The sequence below is a fragment of the Pseudoalteromonas sp. CF6-2 genome (assembly GCF_021729425.1).
Lineage (GTDB): Bacteria > Pseudomonadota > Gammaproteobacteria > Enterobacterales > Alteromonadaceae > Pseudoalteromonas > Pseudoalteromonas arabiensis.
In genome coordinates, this window is record NZ_CP091442.1 from 710,414 (window position 1) to 728,081 (window position 17,668).

Below are 17,668 nucleotides of genomic sequence, written 5' to 3' on the forward strand. Positions count from 1 at the left end.
TTTGAAGCCTAGCCAATTGGTTAGGGTTTTTATGCCTGAAAGAGTAGTTTGCGGACTTGAGCGCCACGCGGGGCGAGGCACTAAAGCAAGTAAAAGTCCGCCTACTGGTACCACTTTTGAACCCTAGCCAACTGGTTAGGGTTTTTTTATGCTAGTAAGAAACTACAGTGCAAGCCTATTTGTGCCTTTCGATAGCTTCAGAGCCTACCAGCTAATTATTTGAGCTCCTTTTGTTCTATTTATAAACGAATAAATGTAAACGGTGCTTGGTATTTAAATAACCTTAAAATAAGTGTGCTTATTTGTATGCAAAGTAATCGTTTTAGACTAGGGTAGCATGGCGTTTTTACTCATCTTATAATACAATTTGCAGCCTGAAGTTTAAGTGAAGTCAATCACTTAGTGCACAAAGTCGATAGGGTGGCAAAGCGTGGGAGCATACGATTTAAAACGTATCGTAGAAAGTATATCTAACCTTAAAAGTGAGAACTTTTATAATGCAATATGCCTGTCACTGTCGGAAGTACTTGGTGCATCTCATGTTTTTTTAGCCCAAGTTGATGAATCGACAATGCATGCATCAACAATTGCACTGGCTGCGTATGACGAAATAGTGGATAACATTAGCTATGATATTCGCTGTACTCCATGTAATGATGTTATGTGTGGCGGCATCTCAAGCTACAGCTCAGGTGTGCAAGCACTGTTTCCAGATGATCGCCTACTCGTAGACATGGGAATTGAAGCCTATGTTGGTGTGCCATTACAAAGTCTATCAGGTAAAACTGACACGATTTTAGTGGCTCTTTTTCAGCATGAGATAGGTGATGCGCTTCAGGTTGAGTCCTTTTTCTCTTTATTCACAGGTTTAATTCAACGTGAAATAGATAAAGATCGCTTTATTGCTAAGTTAGATTTTGCAAATCAACTTATAGAACAAAGCCATGAAGCAATCTTTATTTGCAATAAAAATGTCGAGATCACTTACGTAAATACTGCCTTTACAAAAATGACAGGGTATCCCCCTGACGAAGTACTAGGGCACAACCCGAAAATATTAAGCTCTAACCAACATGATCAGCATTTTTATCGCGCTATGTGGCATCAAATAGATAAAAAAGGTAAGTGGTCAGGGGAGATAACAAACAAAACGAAGCAGGGCACTCTTTACACTCAGTTTTTATCAATCACTCAAATGCAAACGAATGGTGAAATTTGTTATGTCGCGTTTATTCTCGATATTACCGAGAAGAAAGAAGCAGAACAAAAAATCTATTTTCATGCTAACCATGATCAATTAACCGGCCTAACAAATCGCTTCTATTTCAAAGAGCGTATATCCGAGTTAGTTTCTTCGCTGTCTTATCAAGATGAAGAGAGTACTAATTTAGCGGTTATTTATTTTGATGTAGATAAGTTTCAAGATATTAATACGGTTTATGGCTTGAGCTTTGGTGATAAGGTGTTGTGCCAGCTAGCCGAGCGATTGGAAAGCAGCTTTAAAGAATGTGCTTTTTCACGTATTGATGGTGATAGTTTTGCCGTACTGCAAACTTATCAGCAAGTAAGTGAGTTAGAGCTTGTATGCAAGCAGGTTTCAGCCTTGTTAGTGGAGCCTTTTTTAATCGGTGGGATTAGCCAACAAGTTTCGGTGACGCTGGGAGTGAGTACGTATCAGCAAGCAAAATCAATATCATCACAAGACAGAGTTGAAAAAATCGCTCGCCGGTTAGTGAGGCAGGCAGAGTTGGCCACGTTAAACGCCAAGCAAGTTGGTGCGCCGTTCTTGCACTTTTGCAAGGAAATGGATGATAAAGTAAAAAAGCACAACTTACTGGTTGAGCAATTAACTCAAGCTGTTAAGAATGATGAGTTAGAAGTCCACTTTCAACCTATTATCGATGTTCAAAGCAACACGGTTGCAAAGTTTGAAAGTCTAGTTCGCTGGCGCAATCATGGGCAGTGGGTATCACCCGCCGTGTTTATTCCATTAGCTGAAGAGTCTCGTGTGATCATTGAGTTGGGTGAGCTTGTTCTTCGAAAAACGTGCCAACAAATAAAATACCTAGAAGCACAAGGCTATAATCAATTTGTATTCAACGTAAATCGCTCGTTGTTTGAGTTTACTGAGTTTAATCCGCACCGTAACGCATGGCTTGAGATCATTACTGAACAGAACGTCAATCCGTCACAAATTTCTTTTGAATTAACTGAAAGCGTGCTTGCTCCAGAAAACACAAACCACCTTGAAGTATTAACTCAGCTTAAATCTGCTGGCTGTTTAATCTCTTTGGATGACTTTGGGACTGGTTACTCGTCGTTGAGTTATTTACGTCGTTTTCCTGTTGATGTGTTAAAGCTTGATAAATCATTCATTGACGAAATACATACTAACTCAGGTGATGAAGCATTGGTTAAGTCGATAATACAAATGAGCCAAGTACTTGGTATTAAAGTGGTTGCTGAAGGTGTTGAATTGCAACAACAGTTGGCAGTTTTGAAAGAGGCAGGGTGTGACTTTATTCAAGGTTATTATTTTTCAAAGCCTCTTCCAGGCGATGAAATACAAGCATTTTTAACACAATTAGCTAGAGAGCATTGATGATTCGCGGTATGATTTTGCCATTACGAAAAGAGCACATTGATGTATGTCAAAATTAACCGCAAAGCAAAACATTCAAGCGATTGTTGCTGCTATAAAAGTTGAAGAGCAGCAACTTAGAGCACGGTATCCAGTGTTGCAAAAGCAAAATGGCATTGCGCTAGGTATTTTATTTTTATCATTATCTGCTCTAGTTGGTGTTGCGCTACTTTATTATTACGCATTCATCCCCGCTTGGTTATGCATTATTTTAGCTGCTTTTATCACCTCAATATCCCATGAACTTGAGCACGATCTCATTCACAAGCAATACTTTAGCAAACAGCCGCTTATACATAATTTTATGATGTTAACAGTGTGGCTAATGCGCCCAAATACAGTAAATCCTTGGTATCGGCGTAAAATTCACTTACACCATCACAAAGTTTCAGGAACCGAGCAAGATTTAGAAGAGCGTCTTGTTGGCAATGGTATCAAAAACCCCTTTTTAAGAGCGGTTGTGATCAGTGACGGGCTACTTGGTTTGCTAATTAATAGTCAACGCTTTAGTAAAGAAATTAGAGGCTTTAAGTTTTTTCGAGTATTTAATGCTGGGTTTCCGATCGCGACAGCATACTTTGCTATTTTATATGGCTTGATTGGTTATTATGGTGTGCAGTTTTTTAGCCCTTTTGCCTTACCAACATGGGGCGCTCACTTGCTTGCTGGTGCTGAATTTCTCATGGTTGTTCTTATATTGCCAAATATCATTCGCTCGATATCACTTAACCTTGTTACCTCTTCTATGCATTACTATGGTGGAGTTAATAATGTACTTGAGCAAACACATGTTATAAGTAGCCGTTGGTTTTTACCATTTCAATTGTTTTGCTTTGACTTTGGGCGCACTCACACTATTCATCATTTTGTGCCCAATCAACCCTTTTATATTCGCCAGTTAATTAGTAAAAAAATACGTCCTGTTATGAAACAGTACGGAGTACGCTTTAATGATTTAAATAGCATCAAGCTGGCTAATCGATATCCAGTAAATAAAGAGGGAGTTTAATATGCACATAACCGGTCGTTGTCATTGCGGTGAAGTTACATACCGTGCTGAAGTTGATGAAAATAAAGTGATAAACTGTCACTGCACTGACTGTCAAATTATCTCGGGTGCGCCTTTTCGTACTGTGGTTGTCTCTAAACCTGATGCGGTGACTTTCACAGCAGCTGCACCAAAAGAATATATAAAAATTGCTGAAAGTGGCAATCAGCGAGCACAAGGGTTTTGTGCTAACTGTGGTACGGCCTTGTACGCTACTTCCGTGGGCGAAGGCGAACGTGTTTATGGCTTACGACTCGGTGCAGTAGAGCAAGCTGATGAGCTTATTCCAAAAGCCCATATTTGGTATCGCTCACACAAGCCTTGGCTAGATAACCTTAGTAATATGAGCGCCTTTGAAACCACACCTAAATAGCTGCGGTCTCATTTTTACTGTTGGCCGATAGTGATATTTCGGCCACTTAAGTAACCAAACAAAGCACACAGCAGGCTTGATGCAATACATAGCCAAAGTGCGCCGGCCCAACTATTAAAGTAGCTATGTAATGCGCCTGCAACAATAGGCCCTGTTGCTGCTAATAAATAACCGATACATTGTGCCATCCCAGAGAGTGCCGCTGCTTGTAGTGCATTATGTGTACGCAAGCTGACAAACGATAAACCCAAAATAAAACAGGCACCTGAACAAAAGCCTAAAGTAATAGACCAAAGTAAGGCAAAGCTAGGTGCAGTGAGTAACCCGAATGAGCAAAGTGCGCCTAATAGGGCAAGGCTTAGCGTAAGAATGCGTTGATCTTTTAACTTTGCAAGTAATGGAATAAGTACAACACCTGGCAGCGCAGAAGCGGCTTGGAAAGCACCTTGTAGTGCGCCTGCATGTTGCGGACTATGGCCACCTTCAACCAAAATACTCGGTAACCAGCCAAGCATGATATAAGTGAAAAACGAGTTAAAGCCGAGTAAAAGCGTTATCTGCCATGCCAATGATGAATGCCAGACTCTATTTTGTGTCGCGTTCGATATTGATGTTTCTTTGGGCATGGTGTGCTGTCTAAGTTGCGGTAACCAAGCTAGCACAGCAAGTAAAACTAACAGCGCGTAACTTGCCAGTGCTATCTGCCAGCCTAGTTCTTTATACTCTGCAAGTGGAATGATAAGTGTTGAGTAGCTGCCCCCAAATATGCCCATTGCCAACACGTAGCTTGATGTCATCACTGCAACTTTATGCGGAAAGTCACGTTTAATCAGGCTTGGCAACAAAACATTACCAATTGCAATACCGACCCCAATGACTGCAGTGCCTATAAACAAAATATTGGCAGCATCTACGATGCGTGACATCACGCCTGCGCCTATCAAGAGCAGGGCAATAAACAACGACAGCTCAAGGCCACATTTTTTTGCAAGCCCAGCAGCCATCGGAGAAGCAATCGCAAAGGCGATGAGTGGTAATGTAGTCAGCATACCCGCTTGAGAAGCCGTTAAGTGAAACTGCTCAATTATTTGTTCGAGTACGGGAGCAATGCCAGTAATCGGCGCGCGTAGGCAAGCCGCAATCAGAAAAATGCCTAGTACTAATAGCGCTTTGTTAATGAGGTTTTGAGAGGATGACACGCTGTTCAGTCGATTAGGTAAAAGTTATTACTATCATACCTAATTACTAAACAGCGTGTGTCAACTATGAGACAGCTAACAAAATAATGCGGTTACTTAAAACTGGTAACTTGCTGATAACATTGCATTGCGTGGCCGACCTGGAAAGTAACGGTCGCCGCTAAAGGTTGTGTAGTCAGCGCGCTCTGCATAATGCTCATCAGTAAGGTTATTAATTCGCGCAGTCACCGTAAGCTTAGGAGTGAGTTGCCATGCGGCTCTTAAATTAACAAGAGAGTGGCCTTCATAGCTGTGCTGATTTTCGGGGTCTGTAAAGTAGCTGCTAGTGGTATGCAGCTCAAGCCCAATACGTGTCATGTCGTTTGCTTGCCAAAGTAGCTGCAAGTTTGCGATGTTACGTGGTGCGGTATCAATAAGATTGCCATTGATATTAATCCCGCCGAGCACTTGATTGTAACTGTAAGTATGCTTGGCATGGCTCGCGGCAAACTGCATCGATAGGCTTGATGTGATGGCATAGGCAAGCTCAAGCTCAATTCCACGATGTTGAGTTTGACCATCATTGACATAATAAAAATCACTGTCGCGGAAAATAGTGTTCTTTTTGTTCATAGCGTAAATGCTAAATACATAATGCAGCTTTGCTTGTTGGCCTTTTAAACCAAGCTCTAAGTTTTTAGCTATTTCAGACTTAAGATCTGCCACATTTTGTTCGCGTTGCAACTGATAAAGCTCTGCCGCTTGCGGGGCTCGGTAACCTTCAGAAGCATTGGCGTAGAAAAACTGGTTATCAGCATATTGATAGCTTAAGCCAAGCTTCGGCGAAAAGTTAGTAAAGCGATTAACACCACTTGCAGGGCGAGAGTAGCGACACCCGCCCATTGTGCACTTTGTTCCGTCTTCTTTAGTGCGTCCAGCGAGCATGTGATTTTGATAATCATAGCGCATACGTTCGTATCTACCGCCAAGGCTAATGAGTAAGTCATTCAATTGCCAGTCAAGGTTAATGAAGGGCGCCAATAAGGTACTTGTTACTTGATAATCGTAATGTTTTCCTTGAGGGACTGTAGCAACTAAGAATGCTGAGCCTTCAGTTGGGCTATCTTGATATTGTAAAAAATCAGCATCAGTAAGCTCACCATCAAAACCCATAGTTAAATGACTTGAATCACTTAACTTATGTTGCCAACTTGATTGCAAACCAACACCTTGCTGGGCATTTTCTTCAAGCGGTGTACCTGGTAAAAAGTGTTTAAAAAAGGTCATGCTTTGGTCACGAATATAAGGTGTAAACGTAAAGGTATTATTCTCATCCCTAGACCAATTTATTTTTGACCATATACGTAAAGAACGTGCTTTACGAAAGGCATCAGGGTTTGGGTTTGATTGCGCCATATCCTCATCCTTATAGCTTTCAAAGCCCTCAATATAACCTGCTGTGTGTTGATCTAAGTGGGTGTACGTCAAGCCACTATTAACTGTTAAGTTTGCACCATCGAAACGGTGGCGTAATGATATTTTTTCTTGGTCAACCCCTTCGTCATCTCGATAGCCGGTATCGCGAGTAATACTGGCATTGATGCCAAAACCTTGTTGACCAAAATCATGGCCAGAACCTAGTTTATAACGAGTGTAGCCAAACGAGCCGTAATCAAAACCAAATCGGTTATGATCGTAGGTCGAATCAGGAGTGATCACGTTGATCACCCCATGCACTGCATTTGAGCCATAAAGTGCAGAACCTGGGCCTTTTAATACCTCAATACGCTCGGCCATTTCTGTGTGTGCTTCAAATAACTCGTTAATGTTACAAAAGCCTGCAGCACGCAGCGGTATGCCATCTTCAGCCGTAAGTAAGCCACCGCATGCACCGGCACCAGAAAAAACAGGCGAACGTAAAGCGGGTAAATACTCTTGGCCATTGCCGTGTTGAAGATTTGCACCAGCAACTTGCTTAAGGGCTTGTTCAATATGGGTTGGCGCAATGAGTGCTAATTGCTGTTTTGAAATATTACTCACAACAACGGGCAGAGGATCGGCAAGCACTTCTGTGCGAGAGGCAGTTGTCGTAATATGCTCAAGTTCAGTTGTCGCTGCATATGACTGTAAACTTAAAAGTTGTAAGCCAGTGAGTGCTGGGAGGAGTAATAATTTCATGAACGCCTTTAGGTTAATTACAACAAAAAATAGAGGGTAACTGCTTTTTGAAGTAGGTAAAAGTATTCGAGGTCAATGGCTTTACTTAAGTAATCTTCCTGCGATTGGCATGAAAGAGGTATTTGATTCAAAAAGAGCAATAATAAGTATCAGAGCGCACTTTAAGTTTAAAGAAGTGTAAATGTTGGTTTTTTAACTTTTTGATATGTAAGTAATAAGGTTTTTTAATTGTAATCCTTCATCTATGATTCAGTCGCAAACGTTAGGCTTTTGTAACAAGAGCAAACGTAGAGGGTCTCTATTATGAACAAAATAATTACTATCTCTTTAGCTGTGTTAGGTTTGAGTTTAATACCTGCAGAAGCAAGTGCTAGGCATGATCGTGATCATGATAGATATGAGCACAAACACGAACGTAAAAAGCATCATAAACATAAAAAACACTATAAATATAAAAAACATCATAAGCATCATGAACATTACGATAAATATGATCGCTATAGTTATCGTGACTTACCGCCAGGTCTTTATAAGAAAGTAGGGCATGGTGGTCGTTTACCGCCGGGTTGGTATAAACGCTACCATCATGGTGATATTTTAGACCGTGATATTTATCGTCATGGGCGAGTAATCAAACGCCGTAATAGAAATGGCATCATTGCGATAGAAATTGACGATCGCCTTATTCATCTTGTTCACGATACGCGTGAAATTCTATCCATTGTTTCGCGCTACCGTTAATCATGTTTAAAGCCGCTCACTTCACTCATGCGGCTTTATTTATGAAATTTCACTGCGTGTTCAGCATTCATTGCTAGGCTTAAAAAGGTTTACTAAAAGGAGCATTCATATGAGAACGCTATTAATGGTTTTTGCTGTGGGCTTAGCTGTTATCGCCACTGGTGTGCAGGCTAAAGACAAGAATAAAGAGAAAAATAAGGGAAAGAGCTTACCACCAGGCTTGGAAAAGAAAGTTGCTAGCGGTGGAGAACTCCCACCAGGCTGGCAGAAAAAATACCGTAAAGGAGATATCCTAGATCGTGATATTTATCGCCATGGTAAGGTCATTAAGTCTCGCGACAGAGATGGTCTTATTTCTATCCAAGTGGATGGGACAGTGGTACGCTTAGTTGAAGATACGCGAGAAATCATTTCTATTTTGAGCAGATAACTAAACGTGGGAGCAATATGATTTATGTTTTAACCGGTGTATTGACGCTATTACTTATCATCACCTTATTACCTATGTCATATTGCCAGCATTATTTGGTGCGTAGCTGTGACTTTGTTAGGTTACAAGTGTTTTACTCGGCAGGATTTTGTTGTGCGGTTTCAAGCTACCTTGCTGTATCCCAATGGTCGTTTCTAACACTTAGCTGTGTCATTTTAAGTATTATTATTTTATTACTGCAAGGAAAGTGGATTTACCCTTATACACCACTTGCTAAGCAAGAGGTGTTAGCCAGTTCCAAGGATGCTGAACACAGCATTCGTATTATGTCGGCTAATGTACTGATGTCGAATGATCGCTATGAAAAGCTCATTTCATTAGTTAATAAGCACCAACCCGATCTATTTATCACGCTCGAATCTGACATCACTTGGCAGCAGCAGTTAAAAGGACTTGAGGGCGATTACCCACACCGAATATATTGTCCTAAAGATAATCGCTACGGAATGCATCTATACAGTAAGTATAAAATAAAACGCTATCAAATTTGTGAGTTGATTGAAGATGATATTCCTTCAATTCATATTTTATTTGAAGACGCTGATGGCGTTGAAATGCAGGGGCACTTTATTCATCCTGCACCACCTAGTCCAACTGAAGAAGACAGCTCTCGCACGCGCGATACGGAACTTATTATTCTTGCTAAAGCACTGAAAAAGTTACGCCGTCCTTGCATTGTCGCCGGTGATTTAAATGATGTGGCATGGTCTCGTACAACACGATTATTTATGAAGATTTCTGGCTTTTTAGATCCACGTAAAGGTCGCGGTTTCTTTAATACTTTTCATGCTGAGTATTTCTTTATGCGCTGGCCGCTCGACCATTTATTTCACAGTAATGACTTTACGGTAAAACGCATTGAGCGGTTGGCTAAGTATGGCTCAGATCACTTTGCTTTACTTACTGAGCTGGTTTATAAGCCCAATGCGTGTAATCAAAAACAAACCGAGCAAATAGATGAAGATGTGGCAGTTGAGGAATTAAAAATGCCCAGTGCATCGAAGCACCAAGTTCCCATGTTCGATGATTAAAGCAATACTAATAGTAAGTAAAAGAAAAGGGCTCAATTGAGCCCTTGTTGCTATTCATTGACCATAACGGTTTTTATATTCACAAATTCGCGTAATCCAAAACCGCCATGCTCACGGCCATAACCGCTATCTTTTACGCCTCCGAAAGGCAGATTTGGTTGCGCCAAGCCATAGCCATTGATATTGACCATGCCTGTATCAAAGTGGTGTTTGGCAAGCTCAATAGCCTGCTTTTCATTTTTCGAGAAAATACCACCGCCTAGACCGTAGCGGGAGTCGTTTGCAATGCGCATAGCATCGTCGTTATCTTTGGCTTTGATAAGAGATGCAACAGGGCCAAACAGTTCGTCATCATACGCTGGCATGCCAGGTTTAATATTTTCAAGTAAGGTTGCAGGGTAATAAAAACCTTCACGTTCGGGGATTTCGCCTCCCACCACAGCCTCTGCACCTGCTTCAATAGACTCTTTGACTTGCTGATGTAGCTTGTCGCGTAAGTCTTCACGAGCCATTGGACCTAAATCGCTATCTTTCTCATTAGGGTCACCCACTTTTGTATTTTCAAATTGCTTTTTGATCATTGCTTTAAAATCACTATAAAGCGCATCGACAACCACAAAGCGTTTTGCAGACACACAGGTTTGCCCATTATTTATCAAACGACCTTGCGTACATGCGCTAATGGCAGTTTCAAGGTCAGCATCATCCAGTACAACGTAGGCATCGTTACTACCAAGTTCGAGGACGGTTTTCTTCACATATTTTCCTGCACGTTCAGCAACCTTTTTACCAGTGCCATCACTGCCTGTGAACGTAACGCCACGAATCGCTTTATGCTCGATTAATTCGCTGGCCGTTTTGCCATCTATTAAAAGGTTTTTAAAGCAATAGTCAGGGAAGTCAGCTTGTGCAAAGAGCTGCTCTATCTTTTCAGCCATGCCAAATACATTGCCAGCATGCTTTAATACAGTCGTATTACCCGCCATAATATTTGCACAGGCATAACGAATAACTTGGTAAAGCGGGAAATTCCATGGCTGAATACCCAAAATAACCCCTATTGGCTGATAGGTAACGATTGCATGGCCGCCTTGCATGTCACGTTTTTCATCCGCTAGTACTTTTGGGCCCTGTTCAGCTGTATAGCGACAGATAGCAGCGCATAGCTCAACTTCTTGTAAACCTTGCTGATAAAGCTTGCCCATTTCATCTGTCATAAGCTGTGCAATATCTTGCTTATTTGATTCGATAACACTTGCGAGCTTATTGAGATGCTCAGCCCGTTTGGTTAATGATGTTTTGCGCCAGCTCTCAAAGGCTTCATGGCATTTGTCTACTTCTGCTTGCGCCTTCTCTAAAGACAAGAGAGTATATGTTTCGAGCGCTTGCTCTGTAGTCGGATTGATTGTGGTTACAGTGTCAGTCATCATTATCTCCTTACAAAAAATGTAAAGGGGTACGTGCAAGGTGAACACCACTTTTATATTTATTTATCTGTTTGTTTTTTATAGCTAATTTTTATCTTTATTTGAATGCTCATGAGCAGGTTCTGTAAAAACTGCAAACAGATGCAAAACTTACAAGGAGAGGCAATGAAAAAATCATATTTCGATACAGAGTTGGCGATTATTCAAGCCCCTATGGCTGGAGTGCAAAATGCAAAGTTAGCAGAGGCAGTGTGTCGAGCAGGTGGGCTAGGATCTTTACCTTGTGCAATGCTATCAAAAGAGCAATTAATAAGTGAGCTTGAGTATTTAAGTAATGCCACTGACAAGCCTTATAATTTAAACTTTTTTTGCCACCATACACCAGCTTATACGAAACAGCAGCAAGCTGCTTGGCATAACTTACTTTCTCCTTACCTAGAGGAATTTCATGTTGATGTATCAGCACTTTCGACGGTGGCCTCACGTCAGCCAATTAATCAAGAGGTTATTGATGTAATAGCACCTTATAAGCCGCCTGTGATCAGCTTTCATTTTGGCTTACCTGAAGCGGCAATCATTTCGCAAATTAAAGAATGGGGTGGCACGGTGCTTTCATCAGCAACTACACTCGCAGAAGCCAAGTGGTTGGTTGCAAACGGTGCCGATGCTGTAATAGCTCAAGGACTACAAGCTGGTGGCCATCGAGGTCACTTTTTATCGATGGATTTATCATTACAGCTGACTACTCAAGAGTTGGTTGGTGCGTGTATCGAACTTGATATTCCAACAATTGCAGCGGGGGGCATTGCAACACCAGAGGATGTGAGTTTGTATCAAAAGTTAGGCGTGATTGCAGTGCAAGTGGGGAGTGCTTATTTATTGACTGAAGAGGCAACAACAAGTTCGTTACACCGCCAAGCATTAATCTCTCAGCAAGCAGGCAGTACTGCACTTACGACCTTATTCTCAGGCCGTGCAGCACGAGGGATAACGAATAGAGTGATGAAAGAGTTAGGCGCAACTCCTCAACATGTGCCTCCTTTTCCTTATGCATCTATCGCAATTACGGCATTACGAACTCATGCAGAAGCAAACAATGATAGTGGTTTTTCGCCCCTTTGGTGCGGAGAAAAATTTATTAACCGTGATGGGCTGAGCGCAGCAAAGATCACTCAGTTGCTAATGCAAGGATGGCAAGATTGACGGATACGCAGTTACTTGAACTAGGGGATAGCTACCAGCAACTTGCAGAGCAATTAAAGCAACAATTAGCGGGGAGCTATCCAACAAAACGTTATGCGCGTGATGACGTGCTTTTAAGGCAAGGAGCGCTGCAAACTCATGGCTATCTTATTTTATCGGGTGTACTCGGGGCACTCCACGCCAGTGAAAATGGTGGGCAAAAGTGCAAAGAGTTTTACTTTCAAGACGAATTTGCATTGCTTTATGGTAATTGGTTAACACACACGCCAGCTCTTTATCAGCTTAAAGTCATTCGTGACGCTAAAGTAATAAAAGTACCGCTAGCATTACTTGAGCAGCCTTTGAATCAAATGATGAAGCAGCAACTTGTTACCCAGCAGTTGTTATTCAAAGAAGCAAAAGAAGCCTTTTTATTACTCAATTCCCCACAGCAGCGTTATGAATACTTACTTGCTAAAAAGCCCCATTGGTTGGCTCAGTTGAGCCTAACAGAAGTGGCAATGTATATTGGTATTTCAGCTATTTCATTATCACGAATTCGTAAGCGTCTTAACTTAAGTTAAGGCGCGATAGAGTGCGGCGCATTACACTGCTGTTTTTTCAGGAGTCGTCATGTTTATTTTGTCGCAATGTTTGGTTGCTGTTGCTACTTTGCTCGATTTAGCCTCGTTCCAGTTTAAATCTCGGCAAATTATTTTAATGTGTTTGTTTAGCTCGGTTTTGCTAACGTCGATACATTTTTTGTTACTCAATAATTTAAGTGCATCGGCACTGATGCTGATAGCTGCTCTACGCTACGGCTACTGCATTTTTGCTCGAAAGCAGTGGGTAATGTACGGCTTTATGGCTTTAAGTGTTTTTGCAGTGCTTATTACATGGCAAAGTTGGTTCAGTTTTATTGCACTGACTGCGACTCTAGTTCAAACATATGCCTCATTTCAGAGCAAAGATCTATTACTTCGTTGCTTGATGGTGTTGGGTACTCTTTGTTGGATCACGCACAACTTACTTATTTTTTCGCCTGTTGCGGTGGTCATGGAAACCGTTTTCCTGTTGAGTAATCTTCTGGGTTTATGGCGTTTTTATGTTAATCCAAGAACAGTAACGCCATAATTTAATGGGATTATTTTTATATAGTTTTAGCGATGAGTTTGAGTAGAAAAGTTTCTCGCTGAATCGACAAACCTTGCTTCTCGCTCATTGCCATTGTGGTTTCGTTGTGAGCAATTGCACTATGGATATTTACCCATTTGGGTTGCATGCCATTTTGTATTTCGTAGTGCTCCATTTTTGGCAGAGCCAACTGCTCATCGATATCGCAATAGTAGCAGTAGGATTTAATGTGTATACACTCAAAGTCATCTTTATACCAAGGCCTTAATTCTTCATAGAGACCAAGTGGCTTTTTTATCTTAATATTTTGTGCTCCCGTTTCTTCTTGTAGTTCGCGTATTAATCCTTCTTCAATACTTTCACCTGTGTCAATTCCGCCACCAGGTAAGCTATAGTCATCATAGCGAGCTGTGTAAAGCAGGAGGATTTTTTCACCTTTTAAAACGACCGCACGGGCGGTTTCACGGGTGAACTGACTTTTGTTTTCGTCATTAATACTAGGGTGGGTAACTTTTCTTAATAGTTTCATAGTATACAGCTTGGCTTAATCTATAGAACTGCATCATACAGGGTTATAAAAGTTTAATTAAACTTACCCTAAAGTGGTACTTGTAGGGTAATATAGTTTAAAAGTATTGGTTTGTAGTTCGACGCAGGTAGTTTTCATTTTCAAATAATTGCGTAGAATGGTTGAAAAAGCTTAGGGAATTAATATGTTAAACGTACTTTTAGTTGATGATGATAGCGAGTTTAGTGAAGTTGTATGTCACATTGTAGAGTTCCTAGGTCATAATATAAACACAGCCGCAAATCTTGCAGAAGCAGAGCAGTGGTTTGAGAACAATACATTTGATCATGTCTTTTTAGACTTTATGCTACCAGATGGCAGCGGCTTACACTTGCTTGAGCACCTGAAACTAATTGGTCAATCGCCTCGTGTTACTTTAATTTCGGGTCATCCGTCAGTGAAAGGTAAGCTCGCAGAAATGTGTGAGCCAAATGTAGGGCACCTTGTAAAACCACTGCAACGTGAAGATATAGAACGGGTTTTAAATCCTAAAAAAGCCAGTGGTAAGAAAAAAGCAACACCAAGTATTAAGCGTCATTTTGGCACCCTAATTGGTGAGTCAGAGGTTATGCAAAAGCTTTATACGATGATTGAGCGGGTTGCGGCAACATCGGCTAACGTTATGCTAATGGGTGAAAGTGGGGCTGGTAAGGAAGTGGTTGCACAAGCAATTCACAACGCCACGCAGTGCGATGGTCCTTTGGTTGCGACTAACTGTGGTGCATTCTCGAAAGAACTGATTGGTAGTGAATTATTCGGTCACGAAAAAGGCGCATTTACGGGAGCTGTAGCTCGTAAAGAAGGGGTGTTTGAGCAAGCGGCAGGGGGCACGTTATTTTTAGATGAAGTAACAGAAATGCCTATTGATATGCAGCCAAACTTATTACGTGTACTTGAAAGCAAAAGAGTCACACGTGTTGGTGGTACCAAAGAGCAGGCTGTAAATTGTCGTGTTATTTCAGCAACCAATAGAACGTTAACCGACCTTGCACAAAATAACGTGATCCGCGAAGATATTTATTTTCGTTTGGCGGTTTTTCCAATTGATATTCCCCCACTGCGCGAGCGAAAAGAAGATATTCCATTGCTCGCAGAGGCATTTTTAGATCAACTAAATGACGAAAATGGAACCAGCTTTAAATGGCAAGCAAGTCAGATAAAGGTACTTGAAGGGCATGACTGGCCTGGTAATGTACGAGAATTGCGCCATGCTATCCACCGTGCATTTATTATGAGTGATCCAAAAGGAAGCACTATTACCTTGCCTGACTCACTAGAGTCACCATTTTCACGGGTAAATAAAAAAGCCGAAGCAAACAATCAAGTGCTGGCAGGGCAAACGATTGAAGAAGTTGAAAAAGAGTTGATCCATGCGACTTTAGATAAAGTACAAGGTAACAAGACAATTGCAGCCCAAATGTTAGGGATCAGCACAAAAACACTGTATAACCGTTTGAATGCTTATGGAGGCATTGGCGAATATAAATAACAAAGGAATACTATGAATAATAACGAGTCTTTACGTCAGTTGGTGCACGATGCGCGTGCTCCCTTAAACCGTATTTCGATGAATGCAGAGTTAGTTAAGCTCGTATTAGAAAATGATATGCCGAAAGATAAAGCACTTGCAGCCCTTGATAAAATAATTATTAATTGCCAGCAATGTAGCGAGCAACTACAAAAAATAAGTGACACTCATTCCGGTGAGTAAGCAGCATACAAACTAGGAAAAAAATGCATAAGCAAAAGGGTAAAATAACAGTTAGCTGGGCAGGGTTTATCATTGTTGTTTTGTGTATCGTTGTGGCGAATGCATTCTTAGCAATTAATAGCATACGCTCTTTGAGCGACACACAGAGTAGCCTTGATAACACAAATTCATTAAACACAGCTATTGAGCAATTACACTTGTCAGTTGTACAGGCTGAGTCTGGGCAGCGGGGCTATTTGCTGACAGACCGTGAGGACTATTTAGTACCATACACGGATGCAATGGCTACGATGCAAGCGCAAATTATGCTTGTTAAGAGCTTACACTCAGAAATACCTGGGCAGGCTGATCGTATTGCACGCCTTATCCATTTAGTAAACGACAAAGTGGCAGTTATGGCTAAAACAACCGATTTTGCCCTCGAAAATAAAGACGTGAAAGCGCGTCGGTTATTACTTACAGATAAAGGCCGTGATCTGTATAAAGCCATTCGTGCCGCGGTTAATGAAATTCAAATGCGCGAACTTAATTTTAAAATAGAAAAGTTTGCTATCCTTTCTGAGATTAAAAATGAAGCTAAGATCACTTTTGCTATCACGGCAGTGACCAGCTCTTTACTGTTAATCGGTATGTTTATTTTAGCGCGAACGAACCTACAAAATGCTGCTAAATACCGCTTAGAATTAGAAAAACAAAATGAAAGCTTAGCCGCTAAAGTTGATGAACGTACTCAAGAACTGACGATTTATGCTGATGAGCTTAGCCGCTCTAACAGAGAGCTTGAAGAGTTTGCTTTTGTAGCCAGCCATGATTTGCAAGAGCCGCTTCGAAAAATTCAAGCATTTAGCGATCGCCTTGAGAGTATGTTTAAGAATGAACTTGGTGAAAAAGGCATTGATTATATCAGCCGAATGAAAAATGCCGCTCAGCGTATGTCTAACCTTATAAATGATTTACTTGAGTTCTCACGCGTGACTACGCGGGGTAAAGATTTCACAGACACAGACTTAAATAGTATTGTCGATGAAGTGCTGGATGATTTAGAAATCGCTATTAAAGAAGCTGGCGCTGAAGTCAATGTAATGACTCTGCCGCATATTCAGGCTGACCCAAGTCAAATGATACAGCTATTCTTAAATATTTTGTCCAATGCAGTGAAGTTTAGACGTGAAAATGTCGCCCCGCTTATTAGCATTGATTATGAGCGTATTGAAGAGTTTAGTCCGAACCACAATAGTAATGTTGAATGGGAAGTCATCACCATATCAGATAACGGTATTGGCTTTTCGGAAGAATATCTCGAAAAAATATTTGTACCATTTCAGCGATTACATGGCCGCTCGCAATACAAAGGCACAGGTATCGGCTTGTCTGTGTGTCGCCGTATTGTTGAGCGTCATGGTGGAGAAATTATAGCGAGTAGTCGCGTTGGTGAAGGGGCAACCTTCATTCTTAAATTACCCGTGGAAGCTTCGCTTTTCACATTACAAGGAGAGGCTTAGATGCCACTTAACAAAGTTAAACCTATTACCATTTTAATGGCTGATGACGATGAAGACGATCGTTTATTAACTCAAGATGCGCTTGCAGAAAGCCGCGTTCTTAATGAGTTATTTTTTGTCGAAGATGGTGTTGAATTACTTGAATACTTAGAGCGAAAGGGGAAGTTTAGTGATAAGCAGAACTCTCCTCGGCCTGGGCTTATTCTGCTTGATTTAAATATGCCGCGGATGGATGGGCGAGAGGCATTAGAAGCGATTAAATCAAACCCTAACTTAAAAGGTATTCCAGTTGTTATTTTAACTACGTCAAAGCAAGAAGAAGATATGGTTAAAGGTTACGACTTAGGCGCCGCTTCTTACATCACAAAGCCTGTGACCTTCGATGGTTTGGTCGATTTGATGAAAACACTCGGTAAGTATTGGGTTGAGTTTGTTGAATTACCCACCCCTCTAAACGACTAAAA

17 protein-coding genes are annotated in these 17,668 nt (G+C 41.2%); 13 read left to right on the forward strand and 4 right to left on the reverse strand.

The window, feature by feature from the left end; genetic code table 11:
* The first annotated feature begins 430 nt into the window (after nucleotides 1-430).
* From L3Q70_RS03360 to L3Q70_RS03370, 3 genes are read left to right on the forward strand one after another with little or no spacing between them, the layout of a single operon-like run.
* The gene (locus L3Q70_RS03360) at nucleotides 431-2,602 is read left to right on the forward strand and encodes a GGDEF domain-containing phosphodiesterase (RefSeq protein ID WP_237114843.1); all 2,172 of its coding nucleotides are present in this window, start codon (nucleotides 431-433) and stop codon (nucleotides 2,600-2,602) included.
* A gap of 46 nt (nucleotides 2,603-2,648) precedes the next feature.
* A complete protein-coding gene (locus L3Q70_RS03365; protein ID WP_237114844.1) occupies nucleotides 2,649-3,650 on the forward strand; it encodes a fatty acid desaturase in 1,002 nt (333 codons plus the stop codon).
* 1 nt (nucleotide 3,651) lies between these two features.
* Nucleotides 3,652-4,062: a GFA family protein gene (locus L3Q70_RS03370; protein ID WP_237114845.1), complete on the forward strand. Its 411-nt coding sequence runs from the start codon at nucleotides 3,652-3,654 to the stop codon at nucleotides 4,060-4,062.
* Between the two features lie 14 nt (nucleotides 4,063-4,076).
* Here L3Q70_RS03370 and L3Q70_RS03375 read toward each other — a convergent pair whose 3' ends face one another.
* Together L3Q70_RS03375 and L3Q70_RS03380 are read right to left on the reverse strand one after the other, a co-directional pair.
* The gene (locus L3Q70_RS03375) at nucleotides 4,077-5,270 is read right to left on the reverse strand and encodes an MFS transporter (protein ID WP_237115236.1); all 1,194 of its coding nucleotides are present in this window, start codon (nucleotides 5,268-5,270) and stop codon (nucleotides 4,077-4,079) included.
* An 87-nt stretch (nucleotides 5,271-5,357) separates the two neighbouring features.
* A complete protein-coding gene (locus L3Q70_RS03380) occupies nucleotides 5,358-7,418 on the reverse strand; it encodes a TonB-dependent receptor (RefSeq protein ID WP_237114846.1) in 2,061 nt (686 codons plus the stop codon).
* Nucleotides 7,419-7,721: 303 nt separating this feature from the next.
* Between L3Q70_RS03380 and L3Q70_RS03385 the strand changes: the two genes are divergently transcribed.
* The 3 genes from L3Q70_RS03385 to L3Q70_RS03395 all read left to right on the forward strand — a co-directional run bounded on the left by L3Q70_RS03385 (nucleotide 7,722) and on the right by L3Q70_RS03395 (nucleotide 9,680).
* The gene (locus tag L3Q70_RS03385; RefSeq protein ID WP_062570153.1) at nucleotides 7,722-8,159 is read left to right on the forward strand and encodes a hypothetical protein; all 438 of its coding nucleotides are present in this window, start codon (nucleotides 7,722-7,724) and stop codon (nucleotides 8,157-8,159) included.
* Nucleotides 8,160-8,268: 109 nt separating this feature from the next.
* The gene (locus L3Q70_RS03390; RefSeq protein ID WP_062570154.1) at nucleotides 8,269-8,589 is read left to right on the forward strand and encodes a hypothetical protein; all 321 of its coding nucleotides are present in this window, start codon (nucleotides 8,269-8,271) and stop codon (nucleotides 8,587-8,589) included.
* A 17-nt stretch (nucleotides 8,590-8,606) separates the two neighbouring features.
* The gene (locus tag L3Q70_RS03395) at nucleotides 8,607-9,680 is read left to right on the forward strand and encodes an endonuclease/exonuclease/phosphatase family protein (RefSeq protein ID WP_237114847.1); all 1,074 of its coding nucleotides are present in this window, start codon (nucleotides 8,607-8,609) and stop codon (nucleotides 9,678-9,680) included.
* Nucleotides 9,681-9,730: 50 nt separating this feature from the next.
* On the opposite strand, the gene L3Q70_RS03400 is transcribed toward L3Q70_RS03395, so the two are convergent.
* Nucleotides 9,731-11,107, reverse strand: a complete 1,377-nt coding sequence (locus tag L3Q70_RS03400; protein WP_062570156.1) for an NAD-dependent succinate-semialdehyde dehydrogenase — start codon at nucleotides 11,105-11,107, stop codon at nucleotides 9,731-9,733.
* A 165-nt stretch (nucleotides 11,108-11,272) separates the two neighbouring features.
* Between L3Q70_RS03400 and L3Q70_RS03405 the strand changes: the two genes are divergently transcribed.
* The 3 genes from L3Q70_RS03405 to L3Q70_RS03415 are packed head-to-tail and all read left to right on the forward strand — an operon-like array spanning nucleotide 11,273 to nucleotide 13,423.
* The gene (locus L3Q70_RS03405; protein WP_062570157.1) at nucleotides 11,273-12,310 is read left to right on the forward strand and encodes a nitronate monooxygenase; all 1,038 of its coding nucleotides are present in this window, start codon (nucleotides 11,273-11,275) and stop codon (nucleotides 12,308-12,310) included.
* Complete coding sequence (locus L3Q70_RS03410) at nucleotides 12,298-12,873, forward strand: Crp/Fnr family transcriptional regulator (protein ID WP_237114848.1); 576 nt, start codon at nucleotides 12,298-12,300, stop codon at nucleotides 12,871-12,873. The genes L3Q70_RS03405 and L3Q70_RS03410 overlap by 13 nt, the downstream gene beginning before the upstream one ends.
* 49 nt (nucleotides 12,874-12,922) lie before the next feature.
* Complete coding sequence (locus L3Q70_RS03415; protein WP_237114849.1) at nucleotides 12,923-13,423, forward strand: YgjV family protein; 501 nt, start codon at nucleotides 12,923-12,925, stop codon at nucleotides 13,421-13,423.
* Between the two features lie 16 nt (nucleotides 13,424-13,439).
* On the opposite strand, the gene L3Q70_RS03420 is transcribed toward L3Q70_RS03415, so the two are convergent.
* Complete coding sequence (locus L3Q70_RS03420; protein ID WP_237114850.1) at nucleotides 13,440-13,952, reverse strand: NUDIX domain-containing protein; 513 nt, start codon at nucleotides 13,950-13,952, stop codon at nucleotides 13,440-13,442.
* A 184-nt stretch (nucleotides 13,953-14,136) separates the two neighbouring features.
* On the opposite strand from L3Q70_RS03420, the gene L3Q70_RS03425 reads away from it, so the two are divergent.
* The 4 genes from L3Q70_RS03425 to L3Q70_RS03440 are packed head-to-tail and all read left to right on the forward strand — an operon-like array spanning nucleotide 14,137 to nucleotide 17,666.
* Complete coding sequence (locus tag L3Q70_RS03425) at nucleotides 14,137-15,480, forward strand: sigma-54 dependent transcriptional regulator (RefSeq protein ID WP_062570161.1); 1,344 nt, start codon at nucleotides 14,137-14,139, stop codon at nucleotides 15,478-15,480.
* Nucleotides 15,481-15,492: 12 nt separating this feature from the next.
* Entirely contained in the window at nucleotides 15,493-15,702 is a 210-nt protein-coding gene (locus tag L3Q70_RS03430) for a hypothetical protein (protein ID WP_062570162.1), read from the forward strand.
* A gap of 23 nt (nucleotides 15,703-15,725) precedes the next feature.
* Nucleotides 15,726-17,204: a sensor histidine kinase gene (locus L3Q70_RS03435; RefSeq protein WP_237114851.1), complete on the forward strand. Its 1,479-nt coding sequence runs from the start codon at nucleotides 15,726-15,728 to the stop codon at nucleotides 17,202-17,204.
* Nucleotides 17,205-17,666, forward strand: a complete 462-nt coding sequence (locus tag L3Q70_RS03440; RefSeq protein WP_062570164.1) for a response regulator — start codon at nucleotides 17,205-17,207, stop codon at nucleotides 17,664-17,666.
* Nucleotides 17,667-17,668: the final 2 nt, after the last annotated feature.

Coding starts and splice junctions, on each gene's coding strand:
- L3Q70_RS03365 (WP_237114844.1), top strand. CDS start 2,649: ATGTCAAAATTAACCGCAAAGCAAAACATTCAAGCGATTGTTGCTGCT.
- L3Q70_RS03410 (WP_237114848.1), top strand. CDS start 12,298: ATGGCAAGATTGACGGATACGCAGTTACTTGAACTAGGGGATAGCTAC.
- L3Q70_RS03420 (WP_237114850.1), bottom strand. CDS start 13,952: ATGAAACTATTAAGAAAAGTTACCCACCCTAGTATTAATGACGAAAAC.
- L3Q70_RS03430 (WP_062570162.1), top strand. CDS start 15,493: ATGAATAATAACGAGTCTTTACGTCAGTTGGTGCACGATGCGCGTGCT.
- L3Q70_RS03390 (WP_062570154.1), top strand. CDS start 8,269: ATGAGAACGCTATTAATGGTTTTTGCTGTGGGCTTAGCTGTTATCGCC.
- L3Q70_RS03435 (WP_237114851.1), top strand. CDS start 15,726: ATGCATAAGCAAAAGGGTAAAATAACAGTTAGCTGGGCAGGGTTTATC.
- L3Q70_RS03370 (WP_237114845.1), top strand. CDS start 3,652: ATGCACATAACCGGTCGTTGTCATTGCGGTGAAGTTACATACCGTGCT.
- L3Q70_RS03385 (WP_062570153.1), top strand. CDS start 7,722: ATGAACAAAATAATTACTATCTCTTTAGCTGTGTTAGGTTTGAGTTTA.
- L3Q70_RS03395 (WP_237114847.1), top strand. CDS start 8,607: ATGATTTATGTTTTAACCGGTGTATTGACGCTATTACTTATCATCACC.
- L3Q70_RS03400 (WP_062570156.1), bottom strand. CDS start 11,107: ATGACTGACACTGTAACCACAATCAATCCGACTACAGAGCAAGCGCTC.
- L3Q70_RS03425 (WP_062570161.1), top strand. CDS start 14,137: ATGTTAAACGTACTTTTAGTTGATGATGATAGCGAGTTTAGTGAAGTT.
- L3Q70_RS03405 (WP_062570157.1), top strand. CDS start 11,273: ATGAAAAAATCATATTTCGATACAGAGTTGGCGATTATTCAAGCCCCT.
- L3Q70_RS03440 (WP_062570164.1), top strand. CDS start 17,205: ATGCCACTTAACAAAGTTAAACCTATTACCATTTTAATGGCTGATGAC.
- L3Q70_RS03380 (WP_237114846.1), bottom strand. CDS start 7,418: ATGAAATTATTACTCCTCCCAGCACTCACTGGCTTACAACTTTTAAGT.
- L3Q70_RS03415 (WP_237114849.1), top strand. CDS start 12,923: ATGTTTATTTTGTCGCAATGTTTGGTTGCTGTTGCTACTTTGCTCGAT.